The sequence below is a fragment of the Dyadobacter sp. CY351 genome (assembly GCF_021502625.1).
In the GTDB taxonomy this organism is placed as follows: domain Bacteria; phylum Bacteroidota; class Bacteroidia; order Cytophagales; family Spirosomataceae; genus Dyadobacter; species Dyadobacter chenhuakuii.
The window spans coordinates 345,948-364,059 of record NZ_JAKFFU010000006.1; the positions used below are offsets into that span (position 1 = coordinate 345,948).

11 protein-coding genes are annotated in these 18,112 nt (G+C 48.2%); 5 read left to right on the plus strand and 6 right to left on the minus strand.

Annotation, left to right across the window (positions count from 1 at the left end):
• Positions 1-47: 47 nt before the first annotated feature.
• The 5 genes from L0660_RS13895 to L0660_RS13915 all read right to left on the minus strand — a co-directional run bounded on the left by L0660_RS13895 (position 48) and on the right by L0660_RS13915 (position 6,169).
• Positions 48-962, minus strand: a complete 915-nt coding sequence (locus L0660_RS13895) for a hypothetical protein (RefSeq protein ID WP_235160008.1) — start codon at positions 960-962, stop codon at positions 48-50.
• A 120-nt stretch (positions 963-1,082) separates the two neighbouring features.
• Positions 1,083-1,430 (minus strand): hypothetical protein, encoded by a 348-nt coding sequence (locus L0660_RS13900; protein WP_235160009.1) that lies wholly within the window; start codon positions 1,428-1,430, stop codon positions 1,083-1,085.
• A gap of 68 nt (positions 1,431-1,498) precedes the next feature.
• Positions 1,499-1,966 (minus strand): hypothetical protein, encoded by a 468-nt coding sequence (locus tag L0660_RS13905; RefSeq protein ID WP_235160010.1) that lies wholly within the window; start codon positions 1,964-1,966, stop codon positions 1,499-1,501.
• 109 nt (positions 1,967-2,075) lie between these two features.
• Entirely contained in the window at positions 2,076-2,498 is a 423-nt protein-coding gene (locus L0660_RS13910; protein WP_235160011.1) for an XRE family transcriptional regulator, read from the minus strand.
• A gap of 236 nt (positions 2,499-2,734) precedes the next feature.
• Positions 2,735-6,169, minus strand: coding sequence for a hypothetical protein (locus L0660_RS13915; RefSeq protein ID WP_235160012.1), 3,435 nt, complete (start codon positions 6,167-6,169; stop codon positions 2,735-2,737).
• A 332-nt stretch (positions 6,170-6,501) separates the two neighbouring features.
• On the opposite strand from L0660_RS13915, the gene L0660_RS13920 reads away from it, so the two are divergent.
• The 5 genes from L0660_RS13920 to L0660_RS13940 are packed head-to-tail and all read left to right on the plus strand — an operon-like array spanning position 6,502 to position 17,449.
• Positions 6,502-9,795 carry a TonB-dependent receptor gene (locus L0660_RS13920; protein WP_235160080.1) on the plus strand — a complete coding sequence of 1,098 codons (3,294 nt, stop codon included), beginning with the start codon at positions 6,502-6,504 and terminating at the stop codon, positions 9,793-9,795.
• A gap of 35 nt (positions 9,796-9,830) precedes the next feature.
• Positions 9,831-11,567 carry a RagB/SusD family nutrient uptake outer membrane protein gene (locus L0660_RS13925; protein ID WP_235160013.1) on the plus strand — a complete coding sequence of 579 codons (1,737 nt, stop codon included), beginning with the start codon at positions 9,831-9,833 and terminating at the stop codon, positions 11,565-11,567.
• An 11-nt stretch (positions 11,568-11,578) separates the two neighbouring features.
• The gene (locus tag L0660_RS13930) at positions 11,579-13,249 is read left to right on the plus strand and encodes a carboxylesterase/lipase family protein (protein WP_235160014.1); all 1,671 of its coding nucleotides are present in this window, start codon (positions 11,579-11,581) and stop codon (positions 13,247-13,249) included.
• A gap of 3 nt (positions 13,250-13,252) precedes the next feature.
• A complete protein-coding gene (locus L0660_RS13935) occupies positions 13,253-13,978 on the plus strand; it encodes a ThuA domain-containing protein (protein ID WP_235160015.1) in 726 nt (241 codons plus the stop codon).
• A gap of 12 nt (positions 13,979-13,990) precedes the next feature.
• Positions 13,991-17,449 carry a ThuA domain-containing protein gene (locus L0660_RS13940; protein ID WP_235160016.1) on the plus strand — a complete coding sequence of 1,153 codons (3,459 nt, stop codon included), beginning with the start codon at positions 13,991-13,993 and terminating at the stop codon, positions 17,447-17,449.
• Here the strand turns inward: L0660_RS13940 and L0660_RS13945 are convergent.
• Positions 17,417-18,112 carry an RNA polymerase sigma factor gene (locus L0660_RS13945; protein ID WP_235160017.1) on the minus strand — a complete coding sequence of 232 codons (696 nt, stop codon included), beginning with the start codon at positions 18,110-18,112 and terminating at the stop codon, positions 17,417-17,419. The two genes, L0660_RS13940 and L0660_RS13945, sit on opposite strands and share 33 nt — an antisense overlap.

Here is an 18,112-nt window from a genome sequence, read left to right on the forward strand (position 1 = left end):
GGATGTTTTGGGAGTGGAGTTGGTTTTGTGTTAATCGGAACCATCTATTAGTTTGATTGCATTCTTTTAAGCATTTTAGCTTGGTGAAATTGTTTTTCGCCGAGATTAGTCGAATATATTATGTATTTTCCATTGTCTTCAACACGTGCTTTATTATGCAATCTGATATCACAGTGATTTACTAGATACCTCGGCATAAATTCGTCAACACTAGTAGTGATCTCGGCTCTTAATGTTCCACCCTTCCAGGATAAATAGATATCACTTATTTTTTGAAGATTTTTTGTAAATTTTATTGTAGAAGAGCATACTCTAATTTTTGACCTTGGTGGAATATCTATGGACCGGGCTTCTTTTGGAACTAGATCTTCTAAAAATTTCTCATACGAAAACGCATTCCCATTTTTGATTTGGGCGGTGTGTTCCGCACCACCTGAAATGTACGAGGCGGTGTTCCTTATGGATACCTGTAAATTCCGAAGTGTCAAAGTGTCACTGTTTTGAATCGATATTGCCAACATGTAAAAATCTTTATCTAGAACATCAATTACTTCATATTCAATAGTGGGTATCGATTCACTACCTGATAATTCTTGGAAATTGGTAATTTGAGTATTGATTAATTTGGCTTGCTCTTGTAACAGTTGGTCACCAACGTCAATCTGTTTTATAGCATAACTTAACGCGGAATCCTGCTTGGCATTGATACTTTGCTGAATCTTCGAATTTTCATTTGCTTTTTCTATAATGTTTTTGCTTGATTCTTGGAGTTTTTCGTAACGAGATAATAACGCCTTAAATTCGGTTTCTCTCTTGGCATTTTGTTGATTCGTTTCTCTCGCATCATCCAATTCTTTCTTAAATTGAATATATGCGGCGGACAGGCCAATGAGTGTAGCAATAACGCCGAATATAAATGTGTAGTGCGGAAGTTGCCAGTTTGAGAACATTTTATTTAGCATTGTGATAGTATCCTATGTTATTTTTTGGAACACGAGACTCTACATATTAGCGTCCTATGCACAAATCCAAGGGGGCGAGAAAAGTATCGAAGTTTGAACATCTTCAATGCTTAAATTTTTTCAAATATTCGGTAATTGTTTCACTGCCTTAAACACCAACTGCTTCTTCGTCTCATGCCTCGTTACCAACAGCAACCTTCCCAATTTAATATCTGAAATCAAGTCTTTAAGAAGCTTTGTTTTGGCATCGTCGGTGATATTTGGAGATCCGTCGGGGCCGGTTTTTGGATGGAGGAACATTAAATACAGGTTATCGTCTTTTAGGATAACGTAAAAATAGGTGCGGTATCCGCCAGATCCTCCTAAACGCTTTTTGATATATGGATTTTTGGCATGGCCTCCTAAACGTTTGCCACCTGAGAAATCTATTTTTTCTGCGAAGAAATAATCGACAATTTCTTTTTCCAAATCTTTGTACGCATTCTTCTTGCTAAGCTTTTTGAATATTTTCTCAAACTCAACGGTGCAGAATATTCTCATAAAAGATTTGAAAGCTCATTCATTGCATCATTGAATTCTTTGGAGTTAGGCAATATAATTACTGCGGATCTTAGATCAGAAATCGCTTCACCTAATTCTTCAATTGATTCTTTGTATGCCTTGAACTCCCTTGCTGCAATCCCATTTTTAATTACAGGTTGAATCGTTTCAATGTATTCCAACTCCAAATCATACCAAATTTGGGAGGAGTGAAGCAATCCGATGATCGTCTCTCTTACTTTTTCATCCGAAATGTCAACCCAAGTGAGTTCGGCCAGGTAGGTGCTGACGGTTTTGGCGCTTGCAGTCTTTCTTGTCAGGCTGTCTTGTAACTTATTAATGGCCAGACTGATGGAGGAAACCAGGTCCTTCTGGTCTTTTACGACTTTTCCTGTTGCCGTAGTAGATACAGCCTTTCTTAGTCCCTGGGTGAGTCTATGAATATTTGGCTTGGTCGCAATCATGGTCTATATTTTAGTCTTCTTTAATAAATCTTTGCTGACTAAGGTAACAAATTAAAGCAAAAAAAGAATCAGCATTGAGGTTGCAACTAGATGCACATTTTACCATCACCTACTTCCCAATTAACCGCTCCAACCTTTCGATCATCTCATCCTTCTCCTTCAACATCCGCTCATACAATGCAATCTTCTCTTCGTGAAGCTGAATAATCTTATCAATTGGGTCTAATTGAATGGTTCCGTAATTTACAGAACTACCGACGGCTCTGTCATTGAAAGTAGTTGTAATAATATTGACTGCTTGATTTTCATCAAAATTCCGAATCGCCTCAGCGGGAATTTTCAAAATCGCCGCAACCTGCTCCAAAATGTCGGAATCGATTTTTTCCCTCTGTTCTAGCAGGGAGACTTTTTGCTGGTTCCAATCTTCGCCTAGTTCGAAGGCGAGGGCGTCCTGTTTGATCGCGAGCATTTCCCGAAATCTTTTGAGATTGCGGCCTTCGTGGATCTTTGGATTGGAGGTAGTATGTGTCATCTGGAAAGGGTGTTTGGTTAAAAAGGCAATTTATGTAAATCTCCCGGGAAGTTTCCGGATAATTTACGCGAACCAAAATGTAAGTTACCGGGCGGTTAGGTCATTCCAGCGTTACTTTTTGAATCGTGGGGCTAGCAACATTTGTCCCACAAAATGAAAACGCCGACGAAATTTTTCGCCAACGAGATCATATACAAAGCCCTTCTCCATTGGGAGAAGGGCTTTACCGGGCGTTTTCACAAATCTATTTCTTTACTATCGCAGGGTGTCAGTATCGTTTGCCCGAGGTAATGCCCCTGGACCGTGACATCGCGCTGGTCGCCGATCTTTACACGGAATATTCCGTTTGTGACCGTTGTTTCTTTGAACGTTTCGCCTTTTCGTCCGCTCCGGTCCTTTCCCTTGATGGAAACGATCACTTTCCCATTCACGCCTTCGCCGTTGTCATTTCGTACAATCTCCCCAAATGCCAGGCCATGCTCTGCTTCAAACCTTTTGAAATGAGTGCCTAAGCCGGTTAGTACGAGTAAGGTTGCGCCGCCGATGATTTCCGCAGCGCACGTATTTCCCGTATCGCCGAGTGCAGAGAGGCGCAGATTGGTGGTAATCCTGCGTTCCCTCCTGATGAGGTTCTTGGTCATATAGCTGAAACGGCCGTCGCCAAGCAGGGATTCCGTCATCACGAGGATCTGCTTTTTTTCACCTGGTTGCAGGAAAACCCAGCGGTGATCGAGGTATACGCGGAATAACGGGTGCGGCTGGTGGATTGTGAAATAAACGAAGGCGGGGTGTTTTAATGTGTTTTCTGCTACAAGTACCGTCGCTTCCCTTGATGCCGGTGAGCTCGTGGTAGAGGCCATCCATGTGTAATTGGATTGCGCCTCGTTGTTCTCGGGAGTCACCTCCCATATATTGCTGACCGAATCGAGAAACGGGTCCATTCGCGCAACCAAACATGCGTGCTGGTTATACTGAACGGAGCCAAAGGGGAACGAGACCGTGGCAGGACTCCATATATCCGATGCCGTAAAGGTCACCGTCGAACCTGCCGGCACATCCAGTGTCTGCTCACCTAGCGGCGACTCCGTACCTCCGCCAAATGTAAAATCTTTGGCAAAAAACTTCACCGTAACACTATGGGCGTCACTGGAACCGCGGTTGGTAACCCGGGCGATAACTGTGTTATTGTGCCCTTCCCAGGGAATGTTCCTGAATGCAGGGTCCGATGCATTACGCCCATTGAGAACCTCAATGTCAGGACTTTGCCAGTTTGATCCCGGCGACCAGGGGGTTAATGCAGGGTCGGGTTTCAGGTCGGCCGCGTAACGGACGCGTATGGTTGCAGAGTCGGCAGTGGTATTGGAAACATCCACAATAAAATCCTGTTCAAATCCTGGTGTTGTGGTATCCCTGTCCTTGAAATCCTGCGAGAGTGAAAACGAGCCCTCATCGGTCACCGCGTCGGCGTCTTCCTCCACACGAAGAATATTAGGCCGGTCGCTCGGATTCGTTGAACGGAACAGCGCCTCAGTTCCCAGCACGGCCCTGGATTTTGGCGGATTATGGTCGGCCGTAACCCCGGAGACAGCGGGACGGTATTCGAAATAATAATTTTTACCATCTTCGAGGCGTACTTCGGCGGCGGCAAAACGACCCGCCGGTACCGGCCCTGCCATGGTTGCATGCAAGGTGATACTTTCGTCTATCGCGCCAAAAACGCCAAAGTTATACATCCGGATCTGGTTCGGGTTGAGCCAGCCGAGCATCAGCCGGTGTGCGGCAGAAGGCAGCGGCAGGTCACGCTCCCAGGTCATCAGTTCCCAGCTTTCATTGGGGTTAAATCCTGTAATGCGGCTGCTCGCATCCGCGCTGAAAGAATTTTGATCGTACTGATCATTGAGGCCGAGATTATGCCCAAGCTCATGAATTACGGTTTCATGAAACTGGCGGGCACCATCCCGCGTTGCCCAATCGTCCGGCATGAAAACTTTTCCCACGCCACGATATTGCGGAATAGGAATAGGAGCCGTAAGGTCAACCCCTACGAGCTGCTGAATGTTTGTGAGAGAAGCTCTTGGCCAAACAAATAAATCGTCGTCCGGTGCGGTGCGGGGCACACTTCTCACGGCATAAATCAGTGAATCAATCTGCGAAAGGTCCAAAAAAGGAGCATTACCTGCTTGCTGGGCAATGATGTTTTGCTGTACAATGAGAGATATGATGGTCGAGTCAAGATCTTGATTGGCTATCCACGTATCGTCAAAAGTAAAATAAGATTCCCAGGCATTGGGCAGCATAACAGGCTGCGTTATCCCAACAAGGTTCACATTGAAAAGTCCCCCGGAAGCCTCATTATAATACCGCACAACAGACTGGTTCAGCACGCCTACGCCATTGACCATCTCATCCTGAAAATCATTTATGATCGTATTCAAAGCCGCGCCGCCGGGATAACGGTTGCTGGAAGTATCTACCAGAACGAGGCCGATATTACGTGTACCAAGGGCCGGTATAACATTTACATTCTGCGGGACCTGAAAGTCGCCGCTGTCGGGCCCGCCCCAGGTCCCGCCCGATGGCCCCGATTCAATGCTGCCAAATGTTGTAACCGACGGCCCGTATTCCTCGTTCGTCCAGTTTTCGAGCACATTAAATATTGCGGTTGCGATGGAATTGCCCTGGTGGATCACTTCAAGTTTATGCTTTCCCGTCATCCAGCCCGCAGCCAGCATGATATCGGGCTCAGCAGGGTTGAAGCTGTTATCTCTTGAAATAGAGACCATGGCGCCGGATTCTTTGGGGTGAACAATAAATTCCAGATCATCGAAGCTGATGGCAGGATTATTGATTTTCACCGGAACCCGTACCCATCCTGAAATGAAAAGCTCGCCGTCGGGGACTCTGAGGGTAACCGGATCAGAATTCAGTTTGCCAATCAGGACTTCCTCCTTCATCCCGATCGCAATGCGTTCGTCATCGATGGCCTGAACTGCCCAGAGATGTCCTATGCCTGTGAAGATTTCCGTGGGGGCAATGCCAGGTTGCGACAAATCAGCAAATAAGATGCGGTCTCCGGATTTTTCAGCGATAAATACTTGGTTCTGCTGATTGTTTGTCCAGCAGGCGTCGGCAATTTCTCCGAGGTTATCGAAAATCACAACGGGCACACCACCACTGATTATTTCCAGAATGCGGCCTCCGCTCGAATTTTCTGCCACGAAAATTTTTCCCGAAGTTTCCTGTTTCAATACAACCACAGCTTTATTCAGATCTGCGGAGAGCACGTTCAGCAAGCTCGGCAGTTCCGTCAATGCAAACAGGCGGCCACTTGCGCTATCCTCCGTCACCAAGAGGGATTGGTCGCTCTGTGTGAGCACATTCGTCGGGTTAACGGGATTTCGCAGAAGCCTTCTCACATTACCTCCGCTGATCTTTCCTTTTAATAGCCCGCAAGCGGGCCCCACCATATATAATGTATCATCGTCGTCCGCAAGGTCAAAGGAATTTATTTTGGCCCTGACGCTAAAAATGGGGGACGAAGTACTCGCCGCAATATCCAGGGAAAAAAACCTCCCGTTTCTTTGGGCAATGATCACTTTGTCGCTGCCGGAAGTTACCCGGAGTGCTACCGGATTTTTAAAATTTTGTACAAGCTGAACTAGATTTGACATAGCGGTATAGTTAAAAAGTGGAACAATTTGACCGATTGGCGCTTCGGAAATTAATGGGAGGCATGCTAAAACTACAATTTATGCGGCCGCTATAATTACCATCAAATCAATTGGCTGGAAGGAACATGCTAATCTTATTTTATGGCGCGGGATTGTATAGTTTAAATAAAATATTTTCTTCCTAAAGGGATAATCGGCCCGGCTTGCTGCACTTAGGCTTTGAAACCAGTTTCAGCATGGCAGCTATTCTAGACAAGGTGCCTTCTGACACGAGGTTTTGCGCACGATGCGAAACTGCGCAATCACGTTTCGCGATCCAAAGCCTTTTCTTCATGAAAGAAATTTTTTACAAAGCACTGAAAGCGAATGTGCTTCTAGGTGCATTGATGCTTTTGGCACTCAATGTCTTTGCACAGAACGCCCGTGTTCTGACTGGCAAGGTTAACAGCGCCGCGGGGGCTGTTCCGGGTGTCAATATCTTGCTCAAAGGTTCACAAACCGGCACTACCTCGGATGCTAATGGTAATTTCAGCATCAACATTGAAGGGCCTAATCCCGTAGTCGTAGCATCTTCTATCGGCTACAAATCGCAGGAAGTGAATGTCGGTAACAGCTCTGACATCACCATTTTACTGGAAGATGACATTGCAACATTAAGCGAAGTCGTAGTTACAGGTTACTCGACGGAAAACCGCAGCCAGGTTACGGGTGCAGTTTCGACCGTGAAGCCGCAGCAATTGCAGGTTGTGCCTTCTTCCAATGTGGAGCAGCAGTTGCAGGGGCGCGTTTCAGGTCTTACAGTTATTTCAAATGGTCAGCCGGGAACGTCCAGCCAGGTTCGGATCCGGGGATTCGGATCATTTGGCGGAAATCAGCCGCTGTATGTTGTGGATGGCGTTCCTACGCAGAGCATTCAGTTTATCAATCCTAATGACATTGAATCAACGACTGTATTAAAGGATGCAGCATCCGCTTCTATTTATGGAGCACGTGCTGCGGCTGGTGTCATTGTGCTTACAACTAAAAAAGGGCAGAAGAAGGCGCAGAAACTGTCTGTGAGCTATGACGGACTGTATGGCGTTACCAATCCCGGCAAAGGCCAGGACATTCTGAATCCGCAGGAACAGGCAGACTGGACTTGGCAGGCCAGGAAAAATGACATTTTTCAAAGTGGCGGAACGATCGGGCCAAACAGCTTTGCAGGCATTGCCAATGGTCAGTATGGCTCCGGGAGTACACCGGTTTTGCCTGATTATCTGCTGGTTGGAGGGAAAGTTGGGCAGCCGGCATCGGCAGTTAATCTGGAAACAGAACGCACAAAATACAATACTAATCCGGCAAACGGCCCGTATTATCTGGTTATGGAAGCCAACAAGCAAGGTACGGATTGGTACAAAGCCATCACCCGAACTGCGCCTATGACGCGCCACACGCTTGGATTTTCAGGCGGCTCGGATTTTAGTCGTTATTATGTGAGTCTGGGCATGCAGGAGCAGAACGGGATTGTGATCAATAATAAATTTTCCCGTTACACATTGCGGACGAATACTGAGTTTGATCTGAGCAAAAAGCTGCGGTTTGGCGAGAACATTCAGTTGGCTTATGTTGGGGCAAAAGGATTACAGGGCAATTCCGGCAGCTCGCTGGGGAACAGCACCAACAATAATTCGAGCATTGCATCCGACGAGAACGACATCCTCTCGGCATTCAGAATGGCGCCGATCGTGCCGGTTTATGATGCATTCGGCGGATATGGCGGAACGGCAGCTCCTGGTTTGGGTAATCCAAGGAACCCACTGGCCAGCAGAGAAGCCGCTGCCAATAACCTTAACCGGACCATTTACGGTTTTGGTAACGCCTATCTGGAATATGATGTCATTCCATCATTGACATTACGCAGCAGCATTGGCGGCACTTATTTCAACAATTACAGCACGAGCTCTTCACGTTCCACCTATGAAAATGCGGAGAACATTGCCAATTTCAGCTATAATGAAGGATCTGGTTTTGCATTAGCCTGGACATTTACCAACACCGCGACATTCAAAAAGACATTCGGCAAGCACGAGATCAATGCGCTCGCCGGCGTCGAATCATTGAACACAGGCGCCGGAAGGAACATCAGCGGATCCGGCCTTAACCCGTTCTCGACCGATCCGGACTACGTGACGCTTAGTACAACCACGCCCGGCACGACGCGTCAGGTTAATAGCGGAAACTCCAAGGGAAATAACTTTTATTCACTTTTTGGTCAGGCCAAATACATTTACAATGACCGCTACATTGTAACCGCAGTCGTTCGCAGAGATGGTTCATCGCAATTCTCTCCCAATAACCGTTTCGGTGTTTTTCCCGCATTCTCGGCTGCATGGCGTGTTTCGTCCGAAGATTTCATGAAGAACATCAACTGGATCTCAGACCTGAAAATAAGGGGCGGTTACGGCTTAATGGGGAATTCCAATTACCTGAGCTCAACCAACCAGTTCAATCTTTTTGCTTCCAACGCGGCAAACGGATATGATCTGGGAGCGACAAACAACACCATTTCGCCGGGTTACTACACCAGCCAAATCGGCAACCAGGATGCCAAATGGGAAACCAGCGTCACTTCCAACATTGGGATCGACGGAGCGCTTTTCAATAACAAACTCGAAATCGTGGTGGATTTCTGGCGCAAGGATACGCGTGATTTGCTTTATCAGCTGGCATTGCCGGGCGTTGTGGGTGTAAGGGCCAGCGCGCCATTTGTGAATGTAGCCAGCATGCGTAACCAGGGAATTGATCTTCTGCTTTCGAACCGCGGCGCATTGATCGGCGATCTGAACTATGAAGTGACGGCGATCGGGAGCTTTTTGCAGAATAAAATCACGGCCATTGCGCCACTGGTTCCCTATTTCACAGGCGGCGGAACCCGCTTGGGTACGCCCGTTGTGCGTAATGAGGTGGGTCATACGCTTTCTGAGTTCTTCGGATATCAGGTGGCAGGGCTTTTCAGCAGCAAAGAAGAAGTTGCAACCGCACCTACGCAGGCCGGTGCTGCGCCTGGACGTTTCCGCTTTGCGGACCTTAATAATGATGGTAAGATCAACGACGCTGACCGCGCTTACCTGGGCAGTCCGGTCCCGAAATTTACCGGTAGTATTTCCCTCGGATTGTCTTATAAAGGCTTTGATATCAACACCAATATCTACGCTTCTTTGGGTAACAAAATATTCAACAACCAGCGCTGGTTTACAGACTTTTATCCCTCATTTACAGGCGGCGCGCTCAGCACACGCGTGAAGGATTCCTGGCTGCCCGACCGCACCGATGCCACTGTGCCGATCTTCGAAAGCGCCGGGAATTTCAGCACCAACACGCAGGCCAACTCTTACTATGTGGAAGACGGATCTTACGCCAGAATGCAGTATCTGAACCTGGGTTACACATTGCCGGCCACTGCCTTGAAAAAGATCGGCATGAGCCGTTTGCGCATTTCTCTGTCCGCGACAAATCTCTTTACCGTGACCAAATACTCAGGACTGGACCCGGCTGTGGGTGGTTCGTCTGACTCGGCCTTCGGGATTGACGTGGGCAATTACCCGGTGACGCGCGGCTATAACCTGGGCCTGAGTTTCGGCTTGTAATGCTTCTTAATGTTCAGATCAAAACATCAAATACAATGACAAAATATATCAATAAAACCTGGATCATCATGTTGCTGCTGACATTCGTCAATAGCGCATGTTCCGACCAATTCCTCGAAATCCCGGCTACCGGGCAGCTTTCTGTAACCCAGTTAAACTCAAAAGCAGGCATTGAAGGATTGCTGGTTGCTGCTTATGCAGAAACGAACGGCCGCGGGTTCCGCCGGGTAACGGGCACATCCAACTGGCTGCGCGGAAGCATTTCCGGTGGTGATGCCAATAAGGGTTCCAATTCCGGCGATTATGGCGATTTGATCCCGTTCATGACTTACCAGCTTTATCCGAGCCTTTTTGATATTGGTCAAAAATGGAATGCCATGTATGAAGGCATCAGCCGCGCCAATGCTGTGTTGCGCATTTTACCATCTGCCAGCGCGGATGTAACGGACGCTGACAAACAACGCATTTCCGCAGAAGCCCGCTTCCTACGCGCCCATTATTACTTCGATCTGAAAAGGATTTTTAACATGGTCCCTTTCATTGACGAAACAATGACCTATGGAAACGGGATAGAAAAAGTGCCAAATAACACCGATATCTGGCCCAAAATAGAAGAAGATCTTGCTTATGCTTACCAAAACTTACCCGCAACACAATCGCTGGTTGGTCGTGCCAACAAATGGGCAGCGGCATCTTATCTGGCAAAAACCTATCTCTATCAAAAGAAATTCCAGGATGCCAAAACGCTTTTCGACGAGGTGATTGCCAATGGCGTAACGAGCGGAGGGCTTAAATATGCATTGGTAGCAAATTATACCGACATATTTAATGCAGCCAAGGAAACCAATTCCGAATCTATTTTCGCAATCCAAGCGGCAGCAAACACGGGAAGCACCGACAATGCCAACACCGATCTCGGCTTAAATTATCCTTACGGTTCCAGTGCACCGGGCGGCTGCTGCGGTTATTTTCAGCCTAGTTTTGAGCTTGCCAATTCCTTCCGCGTGAATGCGCAGGGATTGCCGCTTGTGGACGGATCTTATAATACGGCCGCAAACCAGTTGAAAACCGATCAGGGCATTATCTCGGATCAGCCCTTTACGCCCGATGCCGGACCGGTCGATCCACGTCTGGACTGGTCGGTGGGACGCCGGGGCATTCCTTTTCTGGATTGGGGCGTGCATCCGGGTTATTCCTGGATCCGCGACCAGAGCTTCGGCGGGCCTTATTCCCCTAAAAAATTTATTCATTACAAATCCCAGGTTAAAAACCTTTCGGACGCCACAGCCAGCACAGATACTTACTCGGCGATTAATTACAATATTATCCGCTACGCCGATGTGCTCTTAATGGCTGCGGAAGCTGAAATCGAAGTGGGAAGCCTTTCGAAAGCACAAAGCTATGTGAACATGGTCCGCCAGAGAGCAGCGAACAGGGAAGCGTGGGTGAAAACCGCAAATGGTCAAAATGCTGCGAATTATAATGTATCCATTTACAATGCAGCCTGGTCAGATAAGACTGCTGCCAGGCTCGCCGTGCAGTTTGAGCGCAAGCTGGAACTGTCAGGCGAAGGCCACCGCTTCTTCGACCTCGTTCGCTGGGGAACGGCCCAGACAGTGCTTAATAACTTTTTGACCTACGAAAAAACCAAATTGCCTGTGGCATACAGCGGAGGCAATTTCACAGCTGGCCGGGACGAATACCAGCCCATTCCACAAACGCAGATCGATTACCAGGGAAGCGACATATTGAAACAAAATCCTAATTATTGATCCAATCAGGAATGCAAAATAACAGAAGAGATTTCCTGCAAAAATTTACACTCAGCGTCTCTGCATTGGGGCTGGGCACGTCGTCGGCCGCATTGGCCGGCCATGTGCCCGCGCCTGCGGAGGCTACGGTGAAAGCTTCGGCAAACAGCTGCATCGTGGATACGGCTTCCGGCAAAGTGCGCGGCTATATGCATAAGGATACTGTCAATTTCAAAGGCATTCCCTACGGCGCTTCCACAGCCGGAAAAGGACGCTTTATGCCGCCGGCCAAACCAGAACCCTGGACTGGAATTCGCGATACATTGACTTACGGACCCGTATGCCCGCAAAAGCCGAATAAAGGGTGGGGAATGGAAGAATATGCTTTTTTATATCAATGGAATGATGGTTTTCAAGGAGAAGATTGCCTGCGACTGAATGTATGGACGCCTGCGATCAATGATAGTAAAAAGCGGCCAGTGCTGTTTTGGATGCATGGAGGCGCTTTTTTCTCCGGCTCGGCGCAGGAGCATCCTTCTTATGACGGTGAAAATCTGGCGCGAACGGGCGATGTCGTTGTCGTGTCTGTAAACCATCGTTTGAATGCATTCGGCTTTCTGAACCTGGCCAATTATGGTGATCAATTTGCAACATCGGGGAACGTGGGCATGCTGGACCTGGTGGCCGCGCTGGAATGGGTGAAAGAAAATATTGCTGGATTTGGCGGTGATGCGGGTAATGTTACGATCTCCGGCCAATCCGGCGGAGCAGCAAAAGTGACCACATTAATGGCGATGCCGTCTGCGAAAGGGCTCTTTCATAAAGCCATTTCTCAAAGCAGTTCCACGGTGCAGGTCGCTACGCATGCTTATTCCTCGGAACTGGCCAAGCTGGTTTTGGCAGAACTCAAAATTGATAAATCCAACATTGCAGACATTCAGCAGATTCCTTTTTCGCAGATTGTTCAGGCCAGCATTGCAGCCGAGCAGAAGTTAGGGAGCAAGTTTCCGCTGGACGTCGGACGCGCTGGCTGGCAGCCTGTGGTGGATGGCAAAGTCATTCCTGCACATCCGTTTGATCCAACGGTTCCAGATTATTCTGCGCAAATTCCGATGATCATTGGCACCAATCGCAACGAAGCTTCTGCGAGCATTGGCAATGCGGCCATGGAATTGCTAGACGAGGATGGTTTGAAAATGAAGCTGGCCGAGGGGTTTGGGGATAAATCACAAACGGTTTACGACACCATGCGCAAGGTGCATCCAAAGGCAAAGCCTGTTGAGATTTTATCCTATATATCACCTTATAATCCAATGGCTTATGTGCAAGCCGAGCGGAAAGCATTGCAAAAAGCAGCACCGGTTTTCCTCTATCTTTTTGCGTGGCAAACGCCCGTGCTTGATAAACGCCCTCGTGCTTTCCATTGCAGCGAAATCCCATTCGTTTTTGCCAACACCGATCGCTGCGAAACCATGACGGGCGGGGGAGAAGAAGCGCGTGCACTAGCTGACGGAATGACCAAAGCCTGGATAAATTTCATGAAAACCGGAAATCCGTCCCACAGCGGCTTACCAGTCTGGCCCGACTTCGTCAAAAAGCCGGGTGCTATGATGGTTTTTGATGATAAAAGTGAAGTCCGCGTGGACCCGGACGGGGCTGCCAGACAAATGTTAGAGCGGATTTTTTACAAAAGAGATTTTTGAAATATGAGCAAAATATTCACCCTTTTACTATTCCTAACCCTTGGATTTTCAATGGCCTGCGTTGCTAAAAGCAGGCCAAAAGTCCTTATTTTTAGTAAAACCCTTCGCTATTACCACGAGTCGACCCCTAATGGCATTCAGGCTATTATGAAACTGGGGAAAGCCAATGGTTTTGATGTGGACACGACGAAAGATGCCGGTTTTTTTACCGATAAAACATTAAAAAAATACGCAGCCATAATCTGGCTTTCCACGACGGGCGATGTCCTTAATGCAACGCAGCAAGAGGCTTTTGAACGCTACATCCGTGCAGGAGGCGGTTATGTAGGCATTCATTCCGCATCGGCTTCGGAGAAAGAATGGCCGTGGTTTGGCCGGTTAACCGGCGCCGTTTTTGTAAGCCACCCGCCCGATCCCGTTCCGGGTGTAGTGCAGGTTACCAACCGGAAAGATCCTTCCACCGCCCATTTGCCCGAGCGGTGGGCGTGGAAGGATGAATGGTATAATTTCAACAAACGCGTCTCTAATGTAGAAGTGCTGTTTTTGGCGGATGAAAAAACCTTTGAAGGCGGCACGGAAGGCGAATATCATCCGCTGGCCTGGAAACATGCATTTGATGGTGGAAGGGCATTTTACACCGCGTTGGGACATCTGGCGACTGCTTACGATGATCCGCTTTTTCAGCAACACATTCTGGGTGGGATTCAATATGCCATTGGCAAGCATTAACTTTTTTTAATTATGAAGTCTTTTAAAATAAAAATGGCTGCTGCCTGCTCACTGGCGCTGATATGGCTGACTTACTCGGCTATGACGGTCAGAACGCAGCCGGCTCCGGCCAAAGTGCTGGTGTTTTCCAAAACAAAAGGCTGGCATCACTCCTCGATTCCGTTTGGAATTAAAGCCATTCAAAAACTAAGTGCGGAAAATCAGTTTGTGGCCGATACAACCACCAATTCCAATGCATTCACGGATGAAAACCTGAAAAATTATGCCGCCGTGATCTGGCTGAACACAACGGGCAATGTGCTGAATGGGGAGCAGCAGGCTGCATTTGAGCGTTACATTCAGGCGGGCGGGGGTTACGTAGGTGTGCATGCTGCTGCGGACACAGAGTATGACTGGCCGTGGTATGGCAAACTTATGGGCGCGCATTTCGCGAGTCATCCGCATAATCCTAATGTGCGCAAAGCCACGGTTCAAGTTTTGGATAAAACACATCCTGCCACTTCCAAACTTCCCGAGCGCTGGGATAGGGAGGATGAATGGTACAATTACCGCTCGTTTTATTCGGGTATCAGAGTGTTGGCTGAACTGGACGAAAATTCCTACGACGGCGGCACCAATGGCGCCAAACATCCGATTTCCTGGTATCATACCTTCGATGGCGGCCGCGCTTTTTATACAGGCAACGGGCATACGGATGAAAGTTACAGCAATCCCGCATTTCTGGGTCATTTATTAGGAGGGATTCAATATGCAATCGGTAAAAATGCGCCTTTGGATTACAAAAAGGCTTATGCCAAAGTTACGCCCCAGCAAAACCGATTCGTAAAAACGGTTCTGGCCAATGACCTGAATTCGCCGATGGAGCTCGCTGTTGCACCCGATGGGAAGGTTTATTTCACCGAGCTTTTTGGAAATTTCTCCGTTTTTGATCCTAAGACAGGAAAAGCAACACTGATCTATAAATTCCCGATCACGAACATGGGCGGCACGGGACTGATCGGCGTCACGCTGGACCCTGCTTTTGAACAGAACAGGCAAATTTACCTTTATTACGCGCCGGAGGGTTTGACCGAAGAAAATCTTGCATTCCAGCTTTCGCGGTTTACATTAAGTAAGGATAATCAGCTTGATCTGGCATCCGAAAAAATCCTGTTAAAAGTGCCTGTCCAGAAAAACAGCGGTTCGCATCATGGCGGCTCGCTGGCCTGGGATAAGGACGGAAATTTGTACATTTCAACGGGCGACAGCTCCACGCCTTTCCCCTCGGGCGGTTATTCGCCTATGGATGAGCGTCCTGAGAAAGAATTTTACAGCCAGGATTCCCAACGCTCCTCCGGGAACACCAATGATTTAAAAGGAAAGATCCTGCGCATCCATCCCGAGCCCGACGGCTCTTACAGCATTCCGGAAGGCAATTTGTTCGCCAAAGGAACGGCGAAAACGCTGCCTGAAATCTTCGTCATGGGTTGCCGGAACCCTTACCGCATTGCCGTTAACCCCAAAACTTCGGTTTTGTACTGGGGCGAGATCGGGCCGGATGCAGGGAAAGACGGCGCGCAGGGGCCGAGGGGTTATGATGAATTTAATCAGGCCAAAAAGGCCGGAAATTATGGCTGGCCTTACTTTTTGGGTAATAACGCTGCTTATGTGAAATGGGATTTCGCAACCAAAACGGCTGGGCCTAAGTTCGATCCGGCGGCACCGGTCAATAATTCACCTAATAACACAGGTCTGAACAAATTGCCGCCTGCCGTTCCTGCTATGATCTGGTATCCCTATGCTGCCTCGGAAGAATTTCCCGAACTCGGCGTGGGCGGGCGCAGCGCGATGGCGGGTGAATTTTATACATTCAATCCAAAAACAACCAGTGCCGGCAAATTTCCGGATTACTACGACGGCGCACTTTTCGTATTCGACTGGATGCGCAACTGGGTGATGGCTTTGCGATTTGATGAAAATGAAAATTACGTGAGAAGTGAGCCTTTCATGGCCGCAAACGGCGATTTTCGTCGGCCTATTGATCTGGCATTTGGTGCGGATGGCGTAATGTATATGCTGGAATACGGCTCGGTTTATGGCGCGGATAATGACGATGCGCGATTGGTGAAGATTGAATACAACACCGGAAACCGCCCGCCACTTGCCCAGGCTTACATCGTGGATTCGGCGCGGGAGGCTCTGGTCGATAAAACCGTTTTCCTGACTTCCGAGCGAAGAAATTTCCCGATGGCCAAGCAAGCCAGCGGCCAGCCACCCTTTCGCGTTGCATTCAGCAGCCGGGGAAGCAAGGATCTGGATGACGACGATGACATTACATATCAGTGGCTTTTTGATGGTAAAACAGTGGGAAGCACCAAGCCTAATGCCAGTTTTATTTACAAAAAACAAGGTGTTTTCAATGCAATTTTACGGGTAACAGATAAATCCGGGCTTGTCAGCGCGGATACGCTCGTGGTGCGGGTTGGGAATACCAAACCTGCGGTGAAGATTGCGGGTGCAGCTAACAAGTCTTTCTTTTGGGATGATAAACCTTTTTCCTATGCGGTTAATGTGAAGGACAAGGAAGATGTAAAAGTTGATCCTAAGCAGGTTAAGGTGCTGATGAGCTACAATCCGCAACAGGAATCACAGCAAACCCTCATCCCCGAAAGTGCCGACGCATTGTTACAGGAACCTACGCCATTAGGCAAGACATTAATGGCTGCCAGCGATTGCCGTGCCTGTCACACGATTGATCAGCCTTCGGTAGGTCCGACGTTTACAAACATTGCCAAACGATATAAAACAAAGGCCGGTGCGACCGAAGAACTTGCGGCCAAGATCATCAATGGCGGTGGCGGAAACTGGGGTAAGGAGCACATTATGAGCGCACACCCGCAGCTTTCTACACAGGATGCGCAGGAAATGGTGCGTTACATTTTTTCTGTGACCGACGAGAAAAAGAGCCGCGTCGCATTGCCGCTGCAGGGACAAGCCAGTCTGACTGAGCACACGAAGAATGATCAGAAAGGGCAATACACCATTGTTGCTTCTTATCAGGACAAGGGTGGAAAAACGGTGGGGCCACTAACCGGAATCGACGTTGTAAAACTCAGGAATGCCAATGTAAAACCTGCTTTTGCAGATGCTTTCACGGGTTTTTCGCGCTTCCGAGACAATCTTTCACAAGGCGGACACAAGTCATTTATTTTGTTAAAAAACATTGATATGACGGGCATTAAGCAGTTTGTTTACGAATATGCGTCATCGGGTCAACAAGGGAGCATTCAGGTGCGGATGGATTCGCAGGCGGGGCCGGTGATCAGCACGGTGGCATTCGGGCCGACGGGTTCCTGGGATACATTGCAAAAAGTGACGGGCACATTGGATAAGGCCATCAGCGGAAGGCATGACATTTATTTTTTCGCGATAAAGCCCGATAAGCCGAATGACGAAATCTTAAAACTGACCAATATCCGTTTTGAGCAATAAAAGTTGAAGCGTAATAAGCAGGAACAACCAAAGGGTTTTCCAGTCGGAAGTGAGTGTTTTGAGACTGTCCAATGCTTTGTAAACCAGCTTATAAACCGAGCCGGAAGTAAGGTCCATGGCCGCGGCGATCTCTTCGGTGGAAAGGCCGCTGTAATATTTCAGGAAAATGATTTCCCGCTGGCGTGTGGGCAGTTTTTCGATAAACTTAGATAATCCATCGGAAATCATTTCGCCTGCTTGTGCCTCGATCAGCTGGTCCTCCGCCGACGCTTCGGCAAGTTCGGCTTCCTGGTTCACAAACTTGCGCTGACGGGTGATCCGCCGCAGCAGTTCCCGGCGCAAGGCAACGATCAGATATGCTTTTACGGAAGCAACTGCAGGCAGTGTAGGCGCATTATTCCAAAGCTGGACAAACAGATCCTGCACCGTATCTTTGACGAGTTCTTTGTCGGCAACGAGGCGGTAACCATAGTTATGAAGCAGTCGAGCGTAAGTTTTGTAAATGCATTCGAATGCGGTAGCATCCTGTTTTTGGAGAAGCGCCCACTGGGTCAGGGCAGCATTTTCATCAGAACCCGCATTGTGCTCGTAGGGCGGATTTTGCAAGTTCTGATCTGATTCCATATGATTCACCCCCGCAGCCAAAACCTGCGTTTTGTCCAA